Origin of the sequence: Martinezella lusitana, assembly GCF_016901135.1 — a bacterium.
GTDB lineage: Bacteria > Pseudomonadota > Alphaproteobacteria > Rhizobiales > Rhizobiaceae > Rhizobium > Rhizobium lusitanum_D.
Genome location: NZ_JAFEVL010000045.1, coordinates 125,658 through 150,442, shown reverse-complemented (window position 1 = coordinate 150,442; position 24,785 = coordinate 125,658). Strand labels below are relative to the sequence as shown.

The window sequence follows — 24,785 nt, the reverse complement described above, 5'->3', positions numbered from 1 at the left end:
CCTCTAGGGGATGAAAGTCATGTACGCGGCTTGTCAGCAAACAACAACCGCGGCCGCTCCTCGAATTGCAATCCTGTCTTGGCCTTGCACCCTGCTATTTGTAGGGATCGGCGGCATCGCGCAAGCCGTCTCCTAAAAAGTTGAACGCCAGAATGACTAAAATTACCGGAACCATCGGGAAAAGAAGCCACGGATAGAAGGCAATCACGCTGACACTCCTTGCCTCGGTCAGAAGAATACCCCAGCTGGTGATCGGCGGGCGAAGGCCTAGCCCCAGGAAACTCAGCGCCGTTTCGCCGAGAATCATGCTCGGAACGGAAATGGTCGCGGTGGCAATCAGATGCGACATGAACCCGGGCACGAGATGGCGACCGATGATGCGCCGGGTGGGTGCGCCCATCAGCTGCGCTGCAAGTACATAATCCTCCTCACGCAAGGATAAAAGCTTGGAACGCACGGCGCGCGCAAGACCGGTCCAGTCGAGAATGCCAAGGATGATGGTGATGCCGAAATAGATGAGGATCGGGCTCCAGCTCACCGGCATGATCGCGGCAAGTGCCATCCATAGCGGCAGGCTCGGCAGCGATTGAAGGATCTCGATCACCCGCTGCACGAGAAGATCTAACAGGCCGCCATGATAACCGGCCAAGCCGCCGATGACGATCCCGAGGACGAAGCTTATGGAAATGCCGATCAACCCGATCGTCAGAGAGATTCGCGCGCCATAGATGATGCGCGACAACACGTCGCGACCCAGCCGGTCGGTTCCAAGCAGATACATCTGTCCACCGACTGCAGGGCAGACCAGATGAAGGTCCGAATCCACCAGCCCCCAGAAGCGATAGTCATCGCCGCGACAGAAGAAGCGGATCGGCTGCACGTCGGCGGGATTCTCGGTGTAGTTCCGGCGCAGCGTATCGATATCGAGCGCCATCTTGCGACCATAGACGAATGGGCCGACGAACTCGCCTTTATTGAAGAGGTGGATCATCTGCGGCGGCGAATGGATATAATCGACGTTGCGCGTGTGCAGCCCATAGGGCGCGAGGAATTCCGCAATCACGATCACGCTGTAGCACAACAGCAGGAAAATGCCCGATGCAAGCGCAAGCTTGTGCTTCTTGAACTTCCACCACATGAGACGCTTCTGCGAGGCCAGATAGTAGCGCGTCTGGCCGGCGGACATGGCTTCGAACTGGTCCGGATCGAAGTCCGCGCTCGAAACATAGTGTTCCAGGGGTGCGCCAGGGCGCGGCAGGGGTGCGGTCACTTTGTGCTCCTGCCTTGCAAGCGGATGCGCGGATCGAGAAAGCCGAGGGCGATATCGGAGATCAGCACCCCGATAACGTTGAGGAAGGCCAGAAACATCAGGAAGGAGCCAGCAAGATACATGTCCTGGCTCTGCAATGCCCTGATCAGCATCGGACCTGTCGTTTCAAGCGACAGAACAATGGCGGTGATTTCCGCGCCCGAGATGATCGACGGCAGGATCGAACCGATGTCGGCCACGAAGAAATTCAACGCCATGCGCAGCGGATATTTCACCAGCGCCCTCAAAGGATGCAGACCCTTGGCGCGCGCAGTGATGACATATTGCTTCTGCATCTCGTCAAGCAGGTTGGCGCGAAGGCGGCGGATCATGCCGGCCGTCCCGGCCGTGCCGACAATGATGACCGGAATCCAGAGATGCGAGAGGATCGAGCGCATCTTTTCCCAGCTCATCGGCTGCGACAGATATTTCTGATCCATCAGATGGCCGATGGACACACCGAACCAGACATTGGCGAAATACATCAGGATCAGCGCCAGCATGAAATTCGGAATGGCGATGCCGAGCAGCCCGAGGAAGGTCAGGCCGTAATCGCTCCAGCTATATTGATGAGTGGCGGAATAGATGCCGATCGGGAAGGCGATCAGCCACGTCAAAAGGATCGTCGTCATCGACACGAGGATGGTCAGCCACAACCGGTCGCCGACCACATCCGATACCGGTAGCTGATATTCGAAGGAATAGCCGAAATTGCCATGCAGCATGCCGGCGACCCAACGGACATATTGCACCGCAATCGGCCGGTCGAGCCCGTATTCGTGGCGGAGATCCTCTATCTCCTGCAGGTTTGCGGTTTCGCCCTGAGCACGCAGCTCGGCAATCTGGCTTTCGAAGAAATCGCCTGGCGGCAACTGGATGATGGTGAAGACCAGCATCGAGATCACGAGCAATGTCGGGATCATCACCGCGATGCGCCAAAGAATATATTTAAGCATTGGGCCGATCCTCCTTCATCCAGAAGGTATCCGGCATGTAGACGCCGAGATAACAGGTCGGATCGAAACCGTAGAGCGCCTTTTCGGGCACGTTCTGCATGCGCGCCGAATGTACGATCGGCTGGAGCGTGGCATTGATCAGGCCGATGGAGAAAACATGATCGGTATAGATTGCCAGCATCTGGTGCCATATCTCGGCGCGCTCGAAGGAGGAGGCTGCCGTTTCCCATTCGCCAAGCAGCTTGACCAATTTTGCCGCTTCCGGCACGTCGGGTGCCGCTCCCTGGGTCTGACGCGACAGATAGTACATGCCCCAGAGCGGCCATTGCATCTGGTCGTCCATGGTCGGGGCGAGTTCGCCGGGATTCATGTCGGCCGTGGGCACGCCATTGTCGAGGCCGTACCAAAGCGACATCAGAATCCGGCCGCCCATGGCGCGGCTGCGGAAGATATCGCGCTGTGATACGCGGGTATAAAGCGCGATGCCGACCTTGCGCCAATGATCGGTGACCAGCTCCAGAACGTCGGAATCCAGCGTGCTTTCACCGGGCGTCTCCACGGTGATCTCCATTCGCCGACCGTCCGGCAAAAAGCGCGTGCCATCCTCGTCACGTTTGTCGAGGCCGGCGGCATCGAGCAGTGCATTGGCCTGATCCGGGTCATGGGAGATCCAGGCCGAGGCATATTCCGGCCTGAAGAGAGGGCTGTCCGGTAGAATAGTGTCGGCGCTTTCCGTTCCGAGACCGTAGAAGACAGCCATGTTGATCTCATGGCGATCGATCGCCAGCGACAGCGCCCGGCGCACTCTCACGTCGCGCAGAACGTCGCGCCAGACCGGATCGGCGCTGTTCAGGTTCGGAAACAGCGCAACGCGCGAACCGCGCGCCATTTTCCAGAGATTGACCTTGATCGGATAGCGCTTCTCCGCATCCTTCAGGAATGTATAGTCATTGAAGTCGATCCCGGTCGCCTGCAGATCGCTTTCACCCGCACCGGTCTTGGCGGCAATGATCGCCGACGAGCTGATGTTCAGGATGAACCGGTCGATATAGGGCAGCTGCCGGCCGTTTTCGTCGACGCGGTGGAAATAGGGATTGCGCTCGAAGACGAACTGCTCGGCCGGCGGCGGCGTCGTGTTCCGCCAGGGGTCCAGCACCGGCAGATTGGGATTCTCAGGCCGATAGGCCCGGCCCATCTTGATATGGAGATCCTGCCATTTCTTCACCCGGTTTTCCTGCATCAGCGAGGAAAGGCGAATGTTATCCTGATATTTCTTGTGGAACTGCTTCAGATAATGACCGGGGCCGAGAATGACGAGAGGCTGCGGCGCGGCCAGGCTCGGCAGGAAATCCGGATTGGGGTCATCCCAGGAATAGCGCACCGTCAGCTCGTCGAGCACCTCGAAACGCGGCAGGTTGCCGTGCGGGCGCAATTCGAGAGCGCCGCCGCCGGGTGTCAGCTGCTTGTTGAGGATGACATCTTCCCACCAATAGCGGAAATCGCTCGACGTCAGGGGATGGCCGTCAGACCATTTGTGCCCGTCACGCAGCTTGAAGGTGAAGACCATATCGTTGACCGCGGAAAAGGACTCGAGAATGTCCGGCTGCAGCGAAAGGGTGCGGTCATACCCGACAAGACGGGCATAGCCGTAGATCGTCATGAAGCGAATGTCGTTCTGGCTGCCGATGATGGTGCGCACGGAACCGCCATAGCGGCCCGGCGCACGGCCCATGGCGGCGACGCTGACGATGCGCGGAAATTTCGGCAGGCGCTTGGCAAGATGCGGCATCTGGCCGGCCCTCAGCCAATCGGCGAGATAATCCGGCTCGTTGTCGATATCCGCCGCCATAAGAGGCTGCGGCAGTACGGTAGAGGCCAATAGGCCAAGGAAGGTTCGACGAGTTACCACGTGCGCAACTCCTGAACATCGACGCCACGGCGAGCGCGGACGAAATGGCCGCCGCCGAGATCCGCATAGGCGAGCTCCCCATCCGTCCCCTCCGAGAATTGCGGCCCCCATTTCTGCCTGGCGGCCGGACCCTCGCTGTTCAGGGCAGAGAAGTTGAGCGGCCGGTCGAGATCGGGGAATGGGACGGCTGCAAGCAGCGAGCGGGTGTAGGGATGGACGGGATCGCGAAGAATGATTTCGCGCGGCGCGATTTCGACGATGCGACCTCGCGCCATGACCGCGATGCGATCGGCCATATAGTCGACCACGGCGAGATTGTGCGAGATGAACAGGTAGGTGAGCCCGAGCCCCTTTTGCAAATCCTTGAGAAGATTGAGGATCTGCGCCTGCACCGAAACGTCGAGCGCCGAAACGGGCTCATCCAGGATCAGCAGTTGCGGGCCGAGCGCCAGGGCGCGTGCGATGCCGATGCGCTGGCGCTGTCCCCCGGAAAAGCTGTGGGGGTAGCGGCTCAGATAATGCTTATCGAGCCCGATCGCCTGCATCAACCCGTTGACCTTCTCCTTGCGGTCGGCGCTGTCGCCATGCCCGTGGATCTCCAGGGGTTCGCTCAGAATATTGCGGATCGTCATGCGCGGCGAAAGAGACGAAACCGGATCCTGGAAGACCATCTGTATCTTTGTGCGCAGGTCCATCAGCGCATCGCCCTTGGCGGCGAGCACATCGATCTTGCCGTCGCCGCCGTCGAAGCTGACGGATCCGCTGTCTGCGGTGACGGCCCGCATGAGGATCTTGCTCACCGTCGTCTTGCCGCAGCCGCTCTCGCCGACGAGGCCCAGACACTCGCCGCGGCGGATATCGAAACTGACGTCATCAACAGCGTGGAACTTCGTGCCATCCCGCCGGCCGAACAGCCCGCCGGCCTTCGAGCTATAGGTCTTGGTCAGATTGCGCACGCTGAGCAGGATCTCGGGTGCTGCCTTGCCGGCCGTGCTCGAACCGCTGCTGATGAGCTTCTTCTTGCCGGAGAAGGTGCCGAGATTGACGGGAACGTCCCGCAGGGATTTCAGCCGCTCGCCGGGTTTCATGTCGAAATGCGGCACGGCCGTCATCAAAGCCTTCAGATAGCGATGCTGCGGCTGGCGGAAGATCGTTTCGACCGGCCCCGCCTCCATGATCTCGCCGTGATAGATGACGACTACCTCGTCGGCCATGTTGGCAACGACGCCGAGATCATGGGTGATCAAAAGCATCGCCATGTTGAAGGTCTGCTGAAGATTGCGCAGCAGGCCGAGGATCTGCGCCTGGATGGTGACGTCCAAAGCCGTCGTCGGCTCGTCGGCAATCAGCAGCGCCGGATTGCAGATCAGCGCCATGGCGATCATCGCACGCTGACGCATGCCGCCCGAGAGCTCGAAAGGATAGCGGTCGAACGTGTGGTAGGGATCCTGGAAGCCAACAAGGCTCAGCATTTCCTCGGTCTTCTCGCGCTGCTCGGCCCTGTTGATTCCAGGGGTGTGGATGCGAAGCGCTTCGCTGATCTGGTTGCCGACGGTGTGCAGCGGCGACAGCGAGGTCATCGGCTCCTGAAAGATAGTGGCCATGCGCGCGCCGCGCAGCCTGCGCATCGCAATGCCATCGCGCGGTAGTGGAAGGATATCGGTGGTCTGGCCGTCGAGCGGATCGGTAAAGAGAATACGGCCGGTTGCCTGCGCCGCATTCGGGAGGATTCCCATGATCGACTGGCTGATGATCGACTTGCCGGAGCCGGATTCGCCGACCAAGGCCGTGACCTTGCCGGGAAGCACCCTCAGATTGGCATTTTTGACGACACGCAGTTTGTCCCCATAAAGCGAGAACGAGACGTCGAGGTTCTCAATACGCAGCAGATCAGTCTCAGACGCCATACCAAATTGCTTCCCGCTCACATGACCTTTGTGGCCTTATACGGCACACTAACGTAGGCCATAACGGGTGTCTAGCTGGTCAAAGTGATGGCGAGACTGTTAAAAAACTGTCGTGTTTCCAGTGATGTATCGGCTTATGCTGAACTAGCCAGCCACGGAGCTCATGGAGCGAGCTTTTCGACTTGAAGACGGCTTTCGAACTTCTTGGCGTCCCTGTGCAGCAGAATGACCTGCTCGGCCTCGGACAGAGCATCGATTGCCGCATCATGGAAGATCTCCGTCGTGCCGTTGGCAATGGTGCTAGCCTTCGGGGAAACGACGGTAAAACGCTGGCGCACGCCTCTTAACTTCTCTTCACCGAGCTTGCCCCACTCGCTGCCGGTGTAGCCGGAGAATGCCTGGCTCGCGACCACTTCGGTCCCATATTTCTTGGTGAGGGACTGCAACCGTTCCACTTCGTTGACGGCAGCGCCGAAGGCCGAGAACGTGAGGCGATCCTTCAGCCCGACATTGCCGAACATGACGTTGCCGACATGCAGGCCGATGCCATAGCGCACTTCGCTCAGGCTGCGAGCCTGACGATCCTTGTTCAGCGCGGCCACGCGGCGCTGGGCCTCGAATACCGCCGACAGAGCCGCCTCGCAGGCAACTTTGGACGGATCCTTATGCCGTCCGCAGGGATAGACGGCGAGAAATCCATCGCCGAGAAAGCTCAGGATTTCGCCGCCGTTGCGGTTGAACGGCGCGGCAATGGCATCGAAGAATTCGTTCAGCGTATCGATATAGGCCTGCCGTCCTTCCTTTTCGGCATAGACGGTCGATTGCCGCATGTCGCCCATGACCAGTGCTGCACGGATCGTCTCGCCGTCACCGCGGCGGATCTGGCCATTCAGCACGCGCTTGCCGGCATCGCCGCCGAGATAGGTGGTCAGCATGTTGTTGGCGAGCTTGCCGAGAACCGCCATCTTGGCAGCCATGGCCAGATGGTTCTGCATGCGCATCAGCGCGCCGATCATCTCCTCGCTGAAGCCGCCGACGCTGTCTGTCGACCAGGACCCCATCATGCCCTGAACCGAGCCGGCGCCGAAGGTCTGCACGAAGGCCAGGTAGTCTGTCACCTTCTCCTTGCGCAGGTCCTCGAAAACAGGAAACTCCAGAGGACCGTCGGTGTCGATCCGGCGGCGCAGGTGCAGGAGACCGTTGGACAGAAGATAGTAATAGGGGCTCTGCATGAAACGTTCCGGCTTGTCGTTCACATGCCGGTAGCCCTCGATCGTCAATCCGCCGGCCCGGCGCCAGGTGAAGCCAAGCGCGTCATAGAGGGGATGCAACATCGAAAAGGTCAGATGCACGCGCGCAACCGGAAGGCCGGAAGCCGCCATGCGCTCGCAGAAACCGCGAACGATGCTCTCCAGGTTCTCGCCCGTCAGCGCCGCCTGCGTCAGCCATTCAGCAACCTTGTCGAGAAGAATATCTGAAACAGTCGAATGAACAGTCATTTTCCGCGGCCTATCCTTGCGATTCCCATTGCTCCGCCCCGGCAATACACCGGACACCATGTGCGGCGGGCTGATCACCAGCAGCAACACCGGCCCATCGGCTGAGGTCGGATGAAATAATTATGCGACAGACGACGGCGCGCTCCCCCAGAAATTCTGGATCGCGCCGGCGCCATAAAAGATTTGGCTGCACTTTTTCCCTCGCGCCCGACGCATAGAGGTGCAGCAAGAGACAGCCGGCAAAATCGCCGACTCTCGTTTTGTTCTCTTTCAGATAGGGCGAAAATGCCGCTCAAACAATGGGTGAGACCGACATGGGCCGATAAAATCGCTATCACCGCGCGAGCGGCCGAAATCATTCGCCGGCTGTGAGTTCGGATGGCTGCTTGCCCCGCAACGCCATGGCCGCCATCGCATAGCCGCCACTGGCCCCATCGATGAAATGCATGTGGTCGCGCATCAAGGGCGTTGGCACGAAGCACGTCATCAGAGCACTGTCCTGGCGATGCAGCCCATAACGGCAAACCCCTTCCGCCTCTGCCTGACGCAGACGCGCCTCGATGCGCGCGAGATGCGCCGTATCGACGTCGATTGTCATCTTCAGGCCATCGTCGAATTTACGAAAATCGGAATTCGCGGCGAGATCACGCCTGTAGACCTTGGCGTCAAAAGTCGCCACACGGAGCCCGAACTTGTCGAGGATGTAGACAGCAACGATCTGCAGGGCAACAGCAAGCTTGCGGCGCCAGCGATCGGCGGGCGCAGCCGAGGCACGCGCCTCGATGTCGGCGCCGTCGAAGATCAGCGACGGCGTCGGTCCCTCGACCGGCACAGGATGGGCGTCACGGCTCTGCTCTCTGGAAATGGCGATGATATCGGCGACGAGCTGTTGGAATTTCGCGCTGTTGCCGCCATTCCCGGGAACCGCGATGATCGAAACGATCTCGCCATTATGGGCCTTGATCGGATTCCAGCGACAGGACAGGCCGGTGAGGTCCGGTCTCGCCTCCGGCGCGGCCGCCTCGACGATGAAATTTCCCGCCTTCATCTGTCTTTCCGCCCAGCTCGTGCCGCCACCGAAGAACATGGCGTAGGAGACGTAGTCGCTCGGGCTGAAACGGGCGACCATAACGTCCAGCCCCTCGCTGCGGACGGCCGACATGGGCACCAGCGCCGTGCGCAGATCGAGCTGCAATTCTTCCCTGACCCACGTCCGCACCGCCGCGAGCGCCTGCCGCACCCGCGCCTCTCCTGACGGCGGAATGGCGACCAGGGCACCGTCCCCACCGAAAACGAAGGGGTAGTCGCCCTTGTCCAAGGCGTTGAGCACGGCGGAGATCATACTGGCGCCGGCCATGTTGACGGATTTGTAGTGACCGGAGGCGATGGCCTTGGTCGAACTGACGATATCGGCCACCGCCAGCAGCCAATCATCGGGAAGCGGACGGTAATTCGCGCTGTCGGTAACGCCCTCGAAACGGGTGAAACCCGTCAATTTATGGAAGAAATCATCGTTGAATGGTTCGGCCATGACATTTCCCCCTTTCATGAGCGCCGCGACAATCTATCCCTACAGCAAACATGCCGAAAAACCAGCCGGCGGTCGACGTGACGACGCTGGCCGTGCTACTCCGACTAGGCTAGAGGCATCACGAACGCCAAGGATAAGACAGATACGATGAGCCGCCTGGATAGTTTCATCCGCCGCCTGAGCGCACAGCGCGACATCCTCAATGCCGTTGCCGATGAGGTCAGAGCGCTTGACGGTCCGGTGCTGGAACTGGGCCTCGGCAATGGCCGCACCTTCGACCATCTGCGCGAGCTTTTCCCCGATCGCCGCATCATCGCCTTCGACCGGGCAGTCAACGCCTACGGGCCGTCCATGCCGGCAGCAGACGATCTCGTTCTCGGCGAAATCAAGGATACTGCCGCGGATTTCATCGGCGCAGGCGCCTCGCTTGCCCATGCCGATATCGGCACCGGCTACGAAGAGAAGGATGCAGTGACGCTGACATGGCTGCCCCAGACCATGGCCGGCGTGCTTGTCTCAGGCGGGCTTGCGGTCAGCGGCCTGCCCCTCGATCACTCCGATCTCGAAGCGCTGCCCCTGCCCGATAGCGTCAAGGACGGACGCTATTTCATCTATCGGCGCAAATAGCTTCAACGCAAAAAGAGAACATCGAGCTGGTCGCCTTCGGTGGGCAGATCGACCACCTTCATCGCTTGCTCGCGGTCTTCGAAGAAAGCCAGGCACTCGCTATAGTGGCCGGCAAGGTCGGCAACGAAGGCCTTGGTCTGATCCTTGCCGTAGAAAGCCGGCGTGAATTCCATATAGAGCGGCACCTTGCGGGCCATCAGTGCCTGCATCGATCGGCAGGCGACCGGCTCGTAGCCTTCGATATCCATCCAGATCAATCCGACATCGGCGGGGTCCGCTTCGGCCTGCGCAAGAATATCGGCGACCGGACGAACCGGAACCGAAATCTTCTCGTCGCTTGCGCTTTGGCGCAAGGCGCTGCTTTTGCCATGGTTCTTGTGGTTCAGATAGAAGTCGAGCTGCCCGCCGCGGTCACCGGCGGCGCAATTGACCGCTGTCACCATCTCCTGAAAGCCGTTGTCGGCGATATTGGCCGACAGCAAGCGAAAATTGCGCGGATCGGGCTCGACGCTGACGATGCGGTCGTAGGCGCCGCTGAGGGCAAAATAGCAGGTCTGCGTGCCGATATTGCCGCCAAGCTCCAACAGCACCTTGCCCTTGTGCAAAAGACCGCGCTCGCGCAGCACGCTCAGCAGCCGGTCGACATGATCGCGCTCGAAATGCCCTTTGCGAAAGACCTTGCGGCCGATGTAGTCGGCCGGCGAAAAACTTAAAACGTGATCGCCACAGTCCACCGTCATCGTCTTGACGCGCGGACCAAGCGCGCTGACGAGGATATCGCGGCCAAGGCGCGTGTCGAAGAGGCGCGTGGCGATTGCATCCCGCTTCCTGCGAAAGGCGCGCCGCCAGTATTTTCTCGTGAGGATCTTGTGGTCGAACATGGGTGCCATCCCTACACCACGGCCTTCCCGCTGCAAACGGGAGCGACGAGCGGCGCACCACTCCCGGCGAGGCAGCTCGAAAGATCAGGCAAAGCGGCTGCTCGCCTCTTTCGAAACGATATAGACCCGCAAGGGCTCGCCGCGGCCGCGAACGGCAATCTCGCGGCTTTCGACGCCTGCAATATCGACCTCGGAGAGCTGGGCCACCGGCTCCGAAAAGACCAGTGTGCTGTTGAATTCCTTGGCAACGCTTTCCAGGCGGCTGGCGACATTGACCGTATCGCCGATCGCCGTCACGTTCTTCACACTGCCGTATCCCATCGAGCCGACCACCGCCGAACCGGTGTGAAGGCCGATGGCGATCTCCAGCGGTGCAGCCAGGTCATCGGCGAGCTCCGCGCTGAGCTTGTCGAGCTCCCGGACGATCGCGGCGGCCGCCTTCAAAGCCTGGCGGTTCGCTTCCTTTGGTGTCGTGCGCAGGCCGAACAGAGCCATGGCGCCATCGCCGATGAACTTGTCCATCCGGCCGCCATTCTCCTCGATGATGCGACCGACGATGGCGAAATAGCGATTGAGCAGGAAGACGATGTCGAAGGGGAGACGTGCCTCCGTCAGCGCTGTGAAATGGCGCAGATCGCAGAAGAACACGACGATTTCGCGCTCGCGGCCCGGGCTGGCGGTTTGGCTGTAGACCGGCATCGTCGCTTCGGCCATCGGCGTCAGAAGCGGCACGACGCTGACGTTTCCGGTCGGGCGCAACTGGCAGGCGAGACGGATATCCGGAGTGGCGCCGATGCGGTTCAGCGTCTTCTGCTCGAGCGGCTCCGGCGGCGGCAGGTTCTCGGCGCCATCGATGATCTGCACGCGACAGGTGGAGCATTGGCCCTTGCCACCGCAGACCGAATAATGCGGGATGCCGCCGAGGCGGCTTGCCTCGAGCACGCTGAAGCCGCGCGGCGCCTGTACGACCTCGCCGCCCGCATAGCGGATGGCAATCTGGTACTGCCGCTCGCGCAATCTGCGGTGAGCGCGAAAGCCGAAGAGACCGACGATTGACAGGCTGAAGGCACCGTAGAATGCGGCGCGGTAGGGCCACAGGGCATCGGCCATCTGGCTGCCCGGTACGGAGCCCTTCTCGCCAAAGCTTCGCATGTCGCTGTAATAGCCGCCAGCATAACCGCGCTCGTCCTCCTCGGCTGCTTCATACGCTACGGTCTTGCCCATCGCCGCAAAGCCAAGCAGGGCGAGAACCGGAAGAACGATGGCGAAGGACAGCAGGACGGGAGCGATCGCCGTGTACCAGGGGCGATAACGCAGCCAGAAATGAACGCCGATGCAGCCGTGAAGCCAGACGATCACCAGCAGGAATCCCTGGCGCAGGCCATTGGCGGGCGATGTCAGCCACAGGCTGCGGACTATCGCCTTGTACGTGTCGTGATAGCCGTAAACATCATGCACGACGCGCGTGCCGACGACGTGATCGATCAAAAGGAGCGGCACCAGCAGGCCGGTGACGATCTGAAACGCCTCGCCGGCAGGCATGACGAGCGTCCGGCGCCGGTAGAGAAGCCGCAGCACCAGCAGGATGTGCACGAGCAGCGCGCCATAGAGGAGCACGGACCCAACCGGATTGCGCCAGACGGCCATGAACCAGTGTTGCGCGGTCTCGGCGGTGCCGAGAGAAATCAACCCGAGGGAGTGATTGGCCAGATGCATGATCACGAAGGTGAAAACGATCAAGCCGGAGCCAAGGCGGAGCTTTCGCACAAGACGGTCGGAAATGATTGGCTTTCTTGCCTCGATGGTCATCAAACCCAATGTATATTGTCCGTTCACAACAGAAGCGAAAACGGTTATCGCCTATCATCTAGCTGCAACGCCGCATGCTGTCGAGGATGCGGCTTTTTGAAGCAGGGATCTTATCGTCACGCAACCGGTCGGAATTCGGGCAATCCTCTCACAATTCAGGCTTTTACCATCACTTAAACGTCAACCGTATGCTGGCACCATGAAGATCGCTTTCTACGCCCCGTTGAAGTCGCCCGGCCACCCCGTACCTTCGGGCGACCGGCTGATGGCGCGGCAGATCATGGCGGTCCTCCGGATGGCGGGACACCAGGTCGATGTCGCCTCCGAACTGCGCAGCTTTACCCCGACCCCGGAAGCGGGAGTGCGAGCGGAAATCGCCCGGCAGGCCGAGGGTGAGGTAGCGCGATTGCTCGGCCGATCACAAAGCGAATCGCCGCCCGATCTCTGGTTTACCTATCACCCCTATTACAAGACGCCCGATCTCATTGGCCCGTCTGTCTCCCGGCAACTCGGCATCCCCTACGTCACCGCCGAGGCCTCCTATTCCAGACGCCATGACGACAACGGCTGGGGCGAAAACCAGCGTCTGATCGCCGATGCCGTGCGGTCGGCCGCCGTCAATCTGTGCTTCACCGAGCGGGACCGGATCGGCCTCTCGGACGCGATCCCGGATGGCAGATACGAACGCTTTCTGCCCTTCATCGATGCAGCTCCCTTCGGGTCGGCCACCGGTGCCTCTGCCCCTAGCAGGCTGATCACCGTTGCAATGCTGCGGCGCGGCGACAAATTCGACAGCTACGTCTTGCTGGCCGAGGCGCTCAAACTGATCCGCGATGATGACTGGACACTGACCGTCATCGGCGACGGGCCGATGCGCGCGGAAGTAAGGGCACTGTTTTCCGCCTTTGATGGAGACCGCATCCTTTGGCGCGGCGAGCGCTCGACGCCGGAGATCGCGGCGGAGCTTGCCACTGCCGGGATCTATGTCTGGCCCGGCTGCAACGAGGCCTACGGCCTGGCCTATCTTGAAGCGCAGGCGGCTGGCCTGCCCGTGGTGGCGCAGGCAACGGCGGGCGTGCCAGAAGTGGTCACGAACGGCATTACCGGGCTGCTGACGCCGGCGGGCGACCTGAGGGCCTATGCCGATGCCATCGCACAGCTTCTGAACGACGAGAAGCAGCGGCGGACCATGGCGGAGGCAGCGCATGGCTTCGTGCATCGGGAACGCTCCTTGAGCGCGGCGGCGAAGCAGCTTGAAATCATTCTTCGAAAGCATCTGGGAGATATCTATTATGAACGATAGAGCCGATTGGCAGCCCTTGCGGGACGAGCTGCAGCGCTGGACCAAGGCCGGGCGAAAGGCGAAACTCTGGTTCCGCGACGACGACGCCATCGAACCGACCCCTGCGCTTGACCGGCTGCTGTCGCTTTCGGATCGTTTCGACGTGCCGATGGCATTGGCCGTCATCCCGGGGCCGACCGGAGAGCCGCTGGCGGAACGCCTGGCGAGCCTGAGCCGCGTCACCGTCACCGTGCACGGCTGGATGCATCAGAACTATGCGCCGGATGAAACCAAGAAGCAGGAGCTCGGCCTGCATCGCCCGCAGGCCGCCGTGCTCGACGAACTGCATCGTGGCTTCGACAAGCTGAAGGCGCTCTATCCCTCGCAGTTTCTCCCCATGCTGGTGCCGCCGTGGAACCGTATCGACGACGCATTGCTGCCGGAGCTTAGCCCCTTCGGCTATCGCGCCGTGTCTGTCTTTGGATTGGCAAAGCAGGCGCCGATCACCCTGGTCAACACCCATATCGACATCATGAATTGGCACGGCGTGCGCGGCGGTCTCCCGCATGCGGGATTGATCGGACGCCTGGTGGAAGAACTCCAGAACCGCTTCGACGGCAATGACGAGCCGATTGGCGTGATGACACACCATCTGGTGCATGACGACGTCGCCTGGGGTTTCATCGAGGCGCTGTTTGAGGAAACGGCCGGCCACGCCGCCATCGAGTGGCGGCCGGTCGGCAATTTCGTGAGTTAGCGGCTCCGCCCCGAACAAAGCCGCTCCAACGGCGCCTTAGAGCTGCAGCGATTGGCCGTCGAAGGCGGCGAAGGCGCCTGGAAAACTCTTCTGCGCGGCGCGCTGCATCTCGTCCAGCTCGCGATCCGCGCGCGCCGGCGCATGGTGAAACAGAGCCAGGCGTTTAACGCCGGCCTTCTTGGCGAGCTTGACGCCTTCCTGCCAGGTGGAATGTCCGAAGCCCAGATGCTTCGGCATCTCCGCTTCCGTATAGGTCGTGTCATAGATCGCGAGATCGGCATCGGCCATCAGGGATAGCGCGGCCTCGTCGAGATGTCCGTTCAAGTGCTCGGTATCGTAGACCATGGCGATGACGCGACCGGACCATTCGATGCGGTAGCCGATGCAACCGCCGGGATGGTTCAGACGGACCGTATGGATGACGATGCCCGGATGCGGCTTCAGCGTATCGCCAGCGGCGAAATCGCGAAAATTCATCGCGGCACGACAGATATCAGGTTCGACCGGAAACCAAGGCGGCCGCATGAACTGGCCGATCAGCTGCCGCGTCGTCGTCTTGCCGGCCAGATGGCCCGACCAAAGATCGACGCTCACCCTGGGATCATAGATCGCATTGAAGAAGGGCAGGCCGATAATGTGGTCGTAATGCGAATGGGTGAAAAAGAGATCGATGTTGCGGACCCCTTCTTTTGCAAGCGACGCAGCTGCCTCGCGCAACCCGGTCCCGGCGTCGAATAGGATATGCCTGCCGTCATGCCGCAACTCGATGCAGGATGTATTCCCGCCGTAACGCTCAAATTCCGGTCCAGATACGGGTATGCTCCCCCGCACGCCCCAGAATTTCAGCTCGAAACTATCGTTGTTCATGGAAGTTTTTACACCATTCCCCTTTCCGTCAAAAAAAGCACACTTTTGCTATCGTGCGAAGCCAGCAATTTCCAAAAGTCGTGCGCTGGTAAAAAACTGGATCTCATCGTTCGCTCGATGCAGATCATCTGGCGAACATTCGCCAACGGATCGCACACACCTAATATAGGTATGTCGTGACAAAATAGATAAGACCCCGTTACTTGTATGTCGGTGCGGCGGTCTGGCAGGTATCGGTTCGCGACGGAGCGCGAATGCTTGCAAGGGACTTTCGTCCTCCTTGCCATCCTTACAGCGTGGCAGCCGACCGTGCCGCCTGCTCATAGTAGCCAGACAGCGCTCTGAGATGCGAGGCTATATCGGAAAGATCGTCCTGCGACAGGCCGGAGACCTTGGTGGCCTCCACCAGCAGACGCTCGCGGATTTCGGTGTAGCGCGTCAAGGCGTCCAGGCCCTTGTCGGTCACCCGGATCGTCTTTTCCTTGCCGGCCTTGCCGCTCTTGACGAGACCGGCCGCCTCCAGCTTCTTGATGGCGTAGTTGGCGACATGGGTGTCTTCGATATCGAGCACGAGGCACAGATCGGCCAGGGTTTTCGGCCTGTCGCGGTGCCGAACGGAATGGATGATCAGGATCTCGACCGGCGAAAGGCCGGGGATGCCGGCGGCCGCCATGCAACGCACCAGCCACCGATTGAAGGCATGGGAAAAGAGGATCGATCCGTATTCGAGCTCGGACAAGGCAGGTGAACTGCCGTCCGCAAGATGCGCAGACGATACGATCAATTCACGCGGTCTACTCTTTTCCTCAGACGTCACCAGAAAACTCCTTCCGATCCGGATCAAGGCACCTACAAACTTGGCAACGCTTCTATTCGTCCCGCTTTCCAAAGCCGCCACCCGTCGGGGTAACGACCGTGAAGGCTTCGCCGGCCTCGAGCACCGTATGGGCCGAGCCGATCAATTCCTCGATCGTGCCGTCATTGCGCCTGACATAGTTGCGCCCGGTCTGGCCCGGCTCGCCACCCTTGATGCCGAAGGGCGCCACGCGCCGATGGCCCGAGAGCACGGCGAACTCCAGCTTTTCACGGGTGCGGATGGTCCGCTGCGTGCCATTGCCGGCATTCCACTTGCCCTGCCCGCCGGAGTTGGGACGAATGTGGAAATCCTCGAGCACTACCGGAAAGCGCGTCTCCAGGATCTCGGGATCGGTTAGACGCGAATTGGTCATGTGCGTGTGCACCGCATCGGCGCCATTAAAGCCGGGACCGGCCGGCGCGCCGGAGCAGATCGTCTCGTAATATTGATAGACATCGTTGCCGAAGGTGAGATTGTTCATCGTCCCTTGAGCGGCCGCGAGCGCCTCGACGGCGCCGAACAGGCAGTTGGTCACCGCCTGGCTGACCTCGACATTGCCGGCAACGACGGCGGCCGGATATTTCGGCGTCAGCATCGTGCCCTCGGGGATGACGATCCGGATCGGTCTGAGGCAACCGGCATTCATCGGAATATCGGCTTCGACGAGGACGCGGAAGACATAGAGCACGGCGGCGCGCGTCACCGGCTGTGGAGCGTTGAAATTGTCGGCACGCTGCTCCGACGTGCCGGTGAAATCAACCGTCGCCTCGCGCTTGTCCTTGTCGATCGAGATCTTGACGACGATCTTGCAGCCCTGATCCATCTCATAGCTGAATTCGCCATCCGGCAGGCGATCGAGAACGCGGCGCACGCTTTCGGCCGCATTGTCCTGAACGTGCCCCATATAGGCATCGACGACCTCTTCGCCGAAGTGGACGATCATCTTCTTCAGCTCGGCAACGCCCTTCTCGTTGGCGGCAACCTGAGCCTTCAGATCGTTGACGTTCTGGGCGAGCGTGCGCACAGGATAGCGCGCGCCCGTCAGCAGCTTCGCCAGCTCCTCCTCGCAGAACCGCCCCCGATCGAGCAGCTTGAAATTGTCGATATAGACGCCTTCCTCCTCGATATGGGTCGCGAGCGGCGACATCGAGCCGGGCGAGATTCCGCCGATATCGGCATGATGACCGCGGCTGGCGACCCAGAAGCGGATCCTCTTGCCGGCATCGTCGAAGACGGGCGTGCAGACGGTGAGATCAGGCAGATGCGTGCCGCCATTGTACGGCGCATTGATCAGGAAGACGTCGCCCGGATGGATCACGGCGTTTTCACGGATTGCCGTTGCGACCGACGCATCCATGGAGCCCAGATGCACGGGCATATGCGGCGCATTGGCGACGAGATTTCCTTCCGCATCGAAGACGGCGCAGGAGAAATCCAGCCGCTCCTTGATGTTGACGGAATAGGCGGTGTTCTGCAGCGTCATGCCCATCTGCTCGGCGATCGACATGAAGAGATTGTTGAAGATCTCCAGCATGACGGGATCGGCCTTGGTACCGATGGCGCTGCGCTCTGGCAGGGCCTTGATGCGCTTGAGGACGATATGGTCCTTGGCCGTCAGCTGCGCCTGCCAGCCATCCTCGATGACAATCGTCTGGTTCGGCTCGATGATGATGGCCGGGCCGGTGACGGTCTGGCCGGGCAAGATTGCCTGGCGCAGGACGACCGCCGCATCATGGCTTGCGCCACCGGAATAGAAAGACGCGCGCCTCGTTGCTTGCGCCTCGCCTTCGCCTGTCTCATCGCGCTGGATGGCAATATCGGCAGCCGCACCGCCGATGGTTTCGATCTCGACCGCCTCGACGACCAACGGCTTGTCCTCGGCGACGAAACCGAAGCGGCGCTTGTGCAGGGCCTCGAACTCGCTGCGCAGCCGCGCCGGATCATCGATCTGCGGAAATGTCGTCTCGACCGCCAGTATGGTGTCGGTACCGGCGTAACGAATATGGGCGCGCTGGACCGTCTTGATTTCGCTGGCGGGGACACCCTGCGCTTCAAGCTCGGGCACGCATTCACCGCGCAGTTCACCACCAAGCGCGGCAATGGCAGTCGGCGCCACGTCGTCAAGGGGAACGCCGAGCGCCTTCTGGCGTGTCGCCCTGATATCAGCAAGCCCCATGCCGTAGGCGGACAGAAGGCCGGACATCGGGTGCAGGAGGATGCTCTTCATGCCGAGCGCATCGGCGACCAGGCAGGCATGCTGTCCGCCGGCGCCACCGAAGCAGTTGAGGGCATAACGTGTCACGTCATAGCCGCGCTGCACGGAGATCTTCTTGATCGCCTCGACCATGTTGGCAACCGCGATACGGATGAAGCCATCGGCGACATCTTCCGGGCTGCGGTCATCGCCGATCCGGGTGGCGAGTTCCGCGAACTTGCCGCGCACCGTCTCGACATCCAGCGGCTGATCTTGATTAGGGCCGAAGATCGACGGGAAGAATTCCGGCAAAAGCTTGCCAGCCATGACATTGGCGTCGGTCACCGCCAGCGGGCCGCCGTTGCGATAGCAGGCGGGGCCTGGAAAGGCGCCTGCCGAATCCGGACCGACGCGGAAGCGGTCGCCATCGAAATGCAGGATCGAGCCGCCGCCGGCGGCCACCGTATGGATCAGCATCATCGGCGCGCGCACACGCACACCGGCCACCTCCGTTTCGAAGGCGCGTTCATATTCGCCGTCGAAATGCGCGACATCCGTCGAGGTGCCGCCCATGTCGAAGCCGATGACGTTGGTAAATCCGGCCTGCTCGCCGGTTTTTGCTAGGCCGACGACACCGCCGGCCGGGCCGGACAAAATGGCGTCCTTGCCCTGGAACATGTCGGCTGCCGTCAAACCGCCGGATGACATCATGAACATGACGCGCGCTCCGGTGCGCGCGACATCGAGCTCGTCGCAGACCTGGCCGATATAGCGTCCGAGCACCGGCGACAGATAGGCATCGATGACAGCCGTATCACCACGGCCGACAAGCTTGATCAGCGGCGACACTTCATGGCTGACGGAGACCTGGTCGAAGCCGAGGGACCTGGCGATGCGGGCGACCGCCGCCTCATGCGCCGGAAACTTGTAAGCATGCATGAAGACGATCGCGATGGCGCGGTAGCCCCTGGCGAAAAGCTCGCGCAATGCCGCTTCAGCCGCCTTCTCGTCCAGAGCAAGCTCGACCGTGCCGTCGGCCAGCACGCGCTCCTCAATCTCGACGACCTCTTCGTAAAGCGCTTCCGGCTTGACGATCTCGGTCGCGAAGATCTTCTTGCGCTCCTGATAGCCGATGCGCAGCGCATCGCGGAAACCCTTCGTCGTCACTAGCGCCAGGCGCTCGCCCTTGCGCTCGAGAAGCGCGTTGGTGGCGACCGTCGTGCCCATGCGCACTTCGCCGATCGTATCGGCAGGGACTGGCTCGCCCTTGTCCAAACCGAGATGCAGACGAATGCCGTGAACGGCGGCATCGCGATAGGCATCGGGATTTTCCGAGAGGATCTTGCGGGCATGAAGAGCACCAGACGGATCGCGCCCGACGACGTCGGTAAAGGTACCGCCGCGATCGACCCAGAAATCCCAACGACCCGAAGTGTTCTCCGACAAATCCGCCTCCAGTAGAACGACGCCCATAACGATGACAATATATCGATAAATCGTCAACGTTTCGTCGTCAACATGAAATGATCAAGCCACGCTCAGCTTCAACATCATACGATCTGATAATTGCTGATAATCTGCGGCAAGAAGCTACGCCTGCTCGGACGCGACCATGTCCAGCATGTCAGCCGACACGCAAGAACGTCGTTCAATTGCATTGTAAAGCCGCGCCACCGTTGACGCATGTCCTGAAAGCGGATGCGCTAGTGCAATCCGCCGACGCCGAGGAAGCGCTCGACGGCATGATGATCCTGAGCAAGCGCCGCAGGCGTCCCCTTCCAGGCAAGTCGCCCGCGCTCCAGAATGATCACGTCGCTCGCGAAATCGAGCGCGCTTTGAATGCGCTGCTCCACCAGCAGAATGGTCATATCACCTGTCTTGGCGAGCGTAGCGAAAGCCGCCATCAGTTCCTCGCAGATGACGGGCGCGAGCCCTTCCAGCGGCTCGTCCAGAAGCAAGACGGAGGGGCGGCCGAGGATGGTGCGGGCGGTCGACAGCATCTGCTGCTCGCCGCCGGAAAGCTGGCCGCCGAGATTCTTTCGGCGCTCCTTCAGGCGCGGAAACATGTCGTAGGCCTCCTGTATCGCGCTTTTCGCTCGTCCCTTCAGCCCGACGGAGAGATTTTCCTCCACCGTCAGCGTCGGGAAGACGTCGCGCGTCTGCGGCACATAACCTAGGCCCTGATGGGCTCGTTTGGCGCTCGGCAGCCCGGCAATTTCCGTTGAGCCCAACCGAATGCGGCCTTCGTAGCGACGCGTCTGACCGGCAAGCGTTGCCAGCAGCGTGCTCTTGCCCATGCCGTTGCGGCCGAGCACGGCAAGCCGGCCACCGGCCGGCACGGAGAAGGAAACACCTTCAAGCACCCGCGTCGGGCCATAGCCGGCGGACAGATTTTCGACTTCAAGCGGCGTGGCCGGCATTGGCGTAGCTCCCAAGATAGGCTTCGCGCACACGCGCATCCTGCGTCACGTCTTTCGGCGAACCATCGAAGATGATGGTGCCGGCGGCCAGCACCACGACGCGCTTGGCAAACCGGAAAACCAGATCCATGTCATGCTCGATCATCAGCACCGCCAGATCAGGCGGTAAATCGGCAAGTGCCTGCTCGATGCGGCCGGTGTCGCTCTGCGGCACGCCGGCGGCAGGCTCATCGAGCAGCAGCACCTTCGGCTTCAGGGCCATGGCGACAGCGATCTCAAGGAGCCGCTGCTGACCATAGGCGATCTCGCTGACCTTGCGATGCGCCAGACCGGCAAGACCAAGCGTGCCGAGCAGTTCCTCCGTCTCGGCCATGACATCGCGCATGGCGAGGAAATTGCCGAACATACGGCCGGAGCGGCCCGTTCGCTGCAGGACCGCCATAGCGATATGTTCGGCCGGGGTCATGTCCTGAAACAGCCGCGTCACCTGGAACGAGCGCACCAATCCGCGCCGGACCCGACCGATCGCGTCGATCCGGTTGACATTGTGACCGCCGATGCGGACCTCGCCAGCGTCAGGCCGCAGATTGCCGGTGACGAGATTGACGAAGCTGGTCTTGCCGGCGCCGTTCGGGCCGATCAGCGCAACGCGATCCCCCGGTGCCATGGACAGGCTGACATCATTGGTAACAGTCAAGCCGCCGAAGGCCTTCCTCAGATTGTTGACCTCGAAAATCGCGCTCATGACCGCACCTCCCTTCGGCGGGCCATGTAAGCAGCAGCCGTGCCGTAGATGCCCTTGGGCGCGAACAGAACGACGAGGATCAGCAGTGCGCCCACGATCGTCAGCCAATGGAAGGGATTGGCGGCGGAGACATAGTCCTCGAACAGCATAAAGATCAGCGTGCCGACAAGCGCACCGAACAGCGACCCGGTGCCCCCGAGCACGAGCATGACGAGCGCTTCGGCCGATTGCGTGAAAGACAGGCTGTCCAGTCCGACGACCTGCGTCGAGATCGCGTTCAACGCGCCACCGACGCCGGCAACGGCACCCGAAATCACATACATCTTGATCAGCGCCACCTTTGGCGAGGCGCCCATGGCGCGGATACGCAGGGGATCCTGCCGGATGCCGCGGCAGAGCATGCCGAACGGCGAGCGTACCAGGACGCGCAGCAGCACGAGCACGATCAGCAGCAGTGCGACGCCATAGATATAGGCCGTATGTCCGTAGAGATCGAATTCGAAACTGCCGAATAGCGCGTCAGGCGAGATGCCCGATAAGCCATCGCTGCCACCGGTCCAGCTCGATGCCTTGTTGGCGAACTCGTGGAAGAGATAGATCAGCGCGATTGACAGCACGAGCTGCGGCAGGCCGTGGGCTCGTAGAATAACGATGGAGCAGACAAGCCCGGCGACCGCGCCGCCCGCGATGCCGGCAAGCGTCATCAGCAGGGGATCGTTGATGCCATAATGCGCAGAGACTATACCGGCGGCATAAGCGCCGGCGCCAAAGAGGGCGGCATGGCCAAGGGTTGCCACACCGCAATAGCCGGTGACCAGATCGAGCGACAGAACCAGAAGCGCGATGCCGATCAGGCGCGTCAGGAGCGCGAGATTGTCCGGAAACAGGATGTAGCCGACGGCGGCCAAGACTACGATAACAGCGACCGCAATCATATCCTGTCCAACAGTGCGGTGTCTGGTCACGGCAGGGGTGGCCTCTTTTTCCAGTGTCAGCGCCATCTTACTTCATCCTCCCGGCAAAGCCGCGCGGGAAGACGCAGACGATAGCAATGACGGCCAGATAGAAGAAGAACTCGCCATATTCAGGCATGAGGTAGCGGCCGGTCGTATCGATGCAGCCAAGAACGAGACAGGCAAGCAACGCGCCGGAGATGGAGCCTGCACCGCCGACCGAGACGACGACCAGGAAGGTCACCATGTAGCGGAGGGCATAATAGGGCTCGACGGGCAGCAATTCGGCGCCCACGACACCGCCGAAGGCGGCAAGCCCGACGGCTATGGCGAAACTGACGGCGTAGACGATCTCGGTCCTGACCCCGAGAGCGGCCGCCATCGAGGCATTATCGACGGAGGCGCGGAGTTTGACGCCGAACGATGTCTTCTCGATCGTGTACCAGAGCGCCAGAGCAACCACGAGGCCGCAGACGATCGCGAAAATGCGATGCGTGCCGATGGTGCGGAAGCCGAGATCGACTGAGCCTTGCAGGCTACCGGGCAATGGTATGGTCTTCAAGGTCGGGCCGAAGACATAATTGGCGATGCCGATGATGCAGAAGGTGATGCCGATGGTCATCAACACCTGCGTCAGTTCCGGCGCACCATAGATGCGCCGGTAAAGCAGCCGCTCGATCGGGATGGAAATGATGACCGTGCCGACCACGGCCAGCAATACGGCCGCGGCATAACCCATGCCGAGATCGTGCGCCGCGTAGGAGGCGATATAGCCGCCGATCATGGCGAAGGCGCCATGCGCCAGATTAACGACGCGCATCAACCCCATGGTGACGGAGAGGCCGATGGAGATCACGAACAGCACCATGCCGTAAGCGAGGGCATCGACTGCTATGCTGAGCACGGTTTGCATTGAAATCACTGGTCCGGTTGTTGTAGCGCCGACCTCTGTCTTCTATCTGAGCGGAAGCAAATTCCAGCTCAGATAGGAGCTGTTGGTAAGAGCGTCCTACTTCGCCGCCGCAAGGCCGGGATCGCCCTGCTTCTCGAAGGTCTGGATCTCCTTGTTGTAGTATTTGCCGTCGTCGCCCTTGGTAACCTCGCGCAGATAGATGTTCTGCGTGATGTGCCGGCTTTCGGGATCGATGGTGACCGGACCGCGCGGGCTGACCCAGGACAGACCCTTAACAGCGTCCACAGCCTTCTGCGCATCCTGCTTGCCGCCGGTCGCCTCGATCATCTTGTAGATGACATGCATGCCGTCGAAGGCACCGACGGCCGGGAAGGTCAGTTCAGCCGGATTGCCGATCGCCTTGTCGCCGGCCGCGACGAAAGCCTTGTTTTCAGGGGAATCGTGCGAAATCGCATAGTGAAACGTCGTCTGCATGCCGAGCGCTGCATCGCCGAGCGCCGGCAGGTCGGATTCCTGAGTCAGGTCACCCGGGGCAAACAGCTTGATGCCACCAGCCTTCAGCCCGTTTTCGTTGTAGGCCTTGACGAAGCCGAGCGTCGTCGGGCCGGACGGCAGGAAGGCGAAGACGCCCTGCGCGCCGGAATCCTTGATGCGCTGCATGATCGGGCTGAAATCATTCGTCGACAGCGGCATGCGTATGGCCTGCACCACTTCGCCACCCTGCTTCTCGAAACCGGCCTTGAAGGCATTTTCGGCATCGACGCCCGGGCCGTAATCGCTGACGACCGAGATGACCTTCTTGACGCCGGCGTCATAGGCAACCTTGGCGATGGGGGTCGATGTCTGCCAGGTGGTGAAGGAGGTGCGCACGACAAGCGGGCTCTTGGTTACGATCGCCGATGTCGCGGCGTTGAAGATCACCATCGGCACATTGGCCTGCTTGAGGATCGGCGTCACAGCCATCGCATCCGGGGTGAAATAGAAGCCGGCGAGGTACTGGACATGTTCCTTGACGACCAGTTCCTGCGCCAGCGCCTTCGACTGTGCGGGGTCGGCCTGCGGCACGTCGCGGTAGATCACTTCCACCTCGTCATTGCCGACCTTCTTGCCATTGACAGCCATGTAGGCATCGATGCCGGCCTTGAAATTCTTGCCCTGCAGCGCAAACGGCCCCGAAAAGGGTCCGATGACCCCGACCTTGACGGTATCAGCATAGGCAGCGCCGCCAAGGGCAGCGGCCGCAATCGCGGCCAAGATAAACCGTTTCATTCTTTCTCCTCCCGGCAGCCCGGATTCCGAACCGCACCTGATCTTCAATTCTCGATCATCGCCAATTTCTCATAGGAAATGGTAATGTAAAATGAAATAAA

Annotated in this window: 19 protein-coding genes; 3 read left to right on the top strand and 16 right to left on the bottom strand. The window is 61.0% G+C overall.

The features are described from left to right. Window positions 1–94 precede the first annotated feature (94 nt). From JTP94_RS16590 to JTP94_RS16565, 6 genes are all read right to left on the bottom strand, one after another. Window positions 95–1,270 carry an ABC transporter permease gene (locus JTP94_RS16590; RefSeq protein WP_204851584.1) on the bottom strand — a complete coding sequence of 392 codons (1,176 nt, stop codon included), beginning with the start codon at window positions 1,268–1,270 and terminating at the stop codon, window positions 95–97. Further along, window positions 1,267–2,265, bottom strand: coding sequence for an ABC transporter permease (locus JTP94_RS16585; protein WP_204851583.1), 999 nt, complete (start codon window positions 2,263–2,265; stop codon window positions 1,267–1,269). The genes JTP94_RS16590 and JTP94_RS16585 overlap by 4 nt, the downstream gene beginning before the upstream one ends. Then, window positions 2,258–4,174, bottom strand: a complete 1,917-nt coding sequence (locus JTP94_RS16580) for an ABC transporter substrate-binding protein (RefSeq protein ID WP_204851582.1) — start codon at window positions 4,172–4,174, stop codon at window positions 2,258–2,260. The genes JTP94_RS16585 and JTP94_RS16580 overlap by 8 nt, the downstream gene beginning before the upstream one ends. Next, complete coding sequence (locus JTP94_RS16575) at window positions 4,168–6,081, bottom strand: ABC transporter ATP-binding protein (RefSeq protein WP_204851581.1); 1,914 nt, start codon at window positions 6,079–6,081, stop codon at window positions 4,168–4,170. The genes JTP94_RS16580 and JTP94_RS16575 overlap by 7 nt, the downstream gene beginning before the upstream one ends. A 161-nt stretch (window positions 6,082–6,242) precedes the next feature. Further along, window positions 6,243–7,580, bottom strand: a complete 1,338-nt coding sequence (locus JTP94_RS16570; protein ID WP_204851580.1) for an adenylate/guanylate cyclase domain-containing protein — start codon at window positions 7,578–7,580, stop codon at window positions 6,243–6,245. Between the two features lie 355 nt (window positions 7,581–7,935). Next, complete coding sequence (locus tag JTP94_RS16565) at window positions 7,936–9,111, bottom strand: DUF3095 domain-containing protein (protein ID WP_204851579.1); 1,176 nt, start codon at window positions 9,109–9,111, stop codon at window positions 7,936–7,938. Window positions 9,112–9,258: 147 nt separating this feature from the next. On the opposite strand from JTP94_RS16565, the gene JTP94_RS16560 reads away from it, so the two are divergent. Then, entirely contained in the window at window positions 9,259–9,738 is a 480-nt protein-coding gene (locus tag JTP94_RS16560) for a class I SAM-dependent methyltransferase (RefSeq protein ID WP_204851578.1), read from the top strand. Window positions 9,739–9,740: 2 nt separating this feature from the next. Here the strand turns inward: JTP94_RS16560 and JTP94_RS16555 are convergent, their stop codons facing one another. Continuing rightward, entirely contained in the window at window positions 9,741–10,619 is an 879-nt protein-coding gene (locus JTP94_RS16555) for an FkbM family methyltransferase (protein ID WP_204851577.1), read from the bottom strand. A gap of 84 nt (window positions 10,620–10,703) precedes the next feature. Continuing rightward, window positions 10,704–12,428 carry an adenylate/guanylate cyclase domain-containing protein gene (locus JTP94_RS16550; protein ID WP_204852301.1) on the bottom strand — a complete coding sequence of 575 codons (1,725 nt, stop codon included), beginning with the start codon at window positions 12,426–12,428 and terminating at the stop codon, window positions 10,704–10,706. Window positions 12,429–12,627: 199 nt separating this feature from the next. Here JTP94_RS16550 and JTP94_RS16545 point away from each other — a divergent pair, with 199 nt between their 5' ends. Continuing rightward, window positions 12,628–13,731, top strand: coding sequence for a glycosyltransferase family 4 protein (locus JTP94_RS16545; protein ID WP_204851576.1), 1,104 nt, complete (start codon window positions 12,628–12,630; stop codon window positions 13,729–13,731). Then, window positions 13,721–14,467, top strand: coding sequence for a polysaccharide deacetylase family protein (locus JTP94_RS16540; protein ID WP_204851575.1), 747 nt, complete (start codon window positions 13,721–13,723; stop codon window positions 14,465–14,467). The genes JTP94_RS16545 and JTP94_RS16540 overlap by 11 nt, the downstream gene beginning before the upstream one ends. Before the next feature lie 36 nt (window positions 14,468–14,503). On the opposite strand, the gene JTP94_RS16535 is transcribed toward JTP94_RS16540, so the two are convergent. The 8 genes from JTP94_RS16535 to JTP94_RS16500 all read right to left on the bottom strand — a co-directional run bounded on the left by JTP94_RS16535 (window position 14,504) and on the right by JTP94_RS16500 (window position 24,684). Then, the gene (locus tag JTP94_RS16535) at window positions 14,504–15,334 is read right to left on the bottom strand and encodes an MBL fold metallo-hydrolase (RefSeq protein ID WP_204851574.1); all 831 of its coding nucleotides are present in this window, start codon (window positions 15,332–15,334) and stop codon (window positions 14,504–14,506) included. 289 nt (window positions 15,335–15,623) lie between these two features. Further along, window positions 15,624–16,151, bottom strand: a complete 528-nt coding sequence (locus JTP94_RS16530) for a winged helix DNA-binding protein (protein ID WP_034507128.1) — start codon at window positions 16,149–16,151, stop codon at window positions 15,624–15,626. 52 nt (window positions 16,152–16,203) lie between these two features. Further along, a complete protein-coding gene (locus tag JTP94_RS16525; RefSeq protein ID WP_204852300.1) occupies window positions 16,204–19,857 on the bottom strand; it encodes a hydantoinase B/oxoprolinase family protein in 3,654 nt (1,217 codons plus the stop codon). 230 nt (window positions 19,858–20,087) lie between these two features. Further along, on the bottom strand, window positions 20,088–20,804 hold the full coding sequence (locus JTP94_RS16520; protein ID WP_204851573.1) for an ABC transporter ATP-binding protein: 717 nt from the start codon (window positions 20,802–20,804) through the stop codon (window positions 20,088–20,090). Then, window positions 20,785–21,549, bottom strand: a complete 765-nt coding sequence (locus JTP94_RS16515; RefSeq protein WP_204851572.1) for an ABC transporter ATP-binding protein — start codon at window positions 21,547–21,549, stop codon at window positions 20,785–20,787. The genes JTP94_RS16520 and JTP94_RS16515 overlap by 20 nt, the downstream gene beginning before the upstream one ends. Then, the gene (locus tag JTP94_RS16510; protein WP_204851571.1) at window positions 21,546–22,550 is read right to left on the bottom strand and encodes a branched-chain amino acid ABC transporter permease; all 1,005 of its coding nucleotides are present in this window, start codon (window positions 22,548–22,550) and stop codon (window positions 21,546–21,548) included. Before JTP94_RS16510 ends, JTP94_RS16515 begins: the two co-directional genes overlap by 4 nt. A gap of 1 nt (window position 22,551) precedes the next feature. Further along, window positions 22,552–23,415 (bottom strand): branched-chain amino acid ABC transporter permease, encoded by an 864-nt coding sequence (locus JTP94_RS16505; protein ID WP_204851570.1) that lies wholly within the window; start codon window positions 23,413–23,415, stop codon window positions 22,552–22,554. A gap of 96 nt (window positions 23,416–23,511) precedes the next feature. Next, entirely contained in the window at window positions 23,512–24,684 is a 1,173-nt protein-coding gene (locus JTP94_RS16500) for an ABC transporter substrate-binding protein (RefSeq protein ID WP_204851569.1), read from the bottom strand. Window positions 24,685–24,785: the final 101 nt, after the last annotated feature.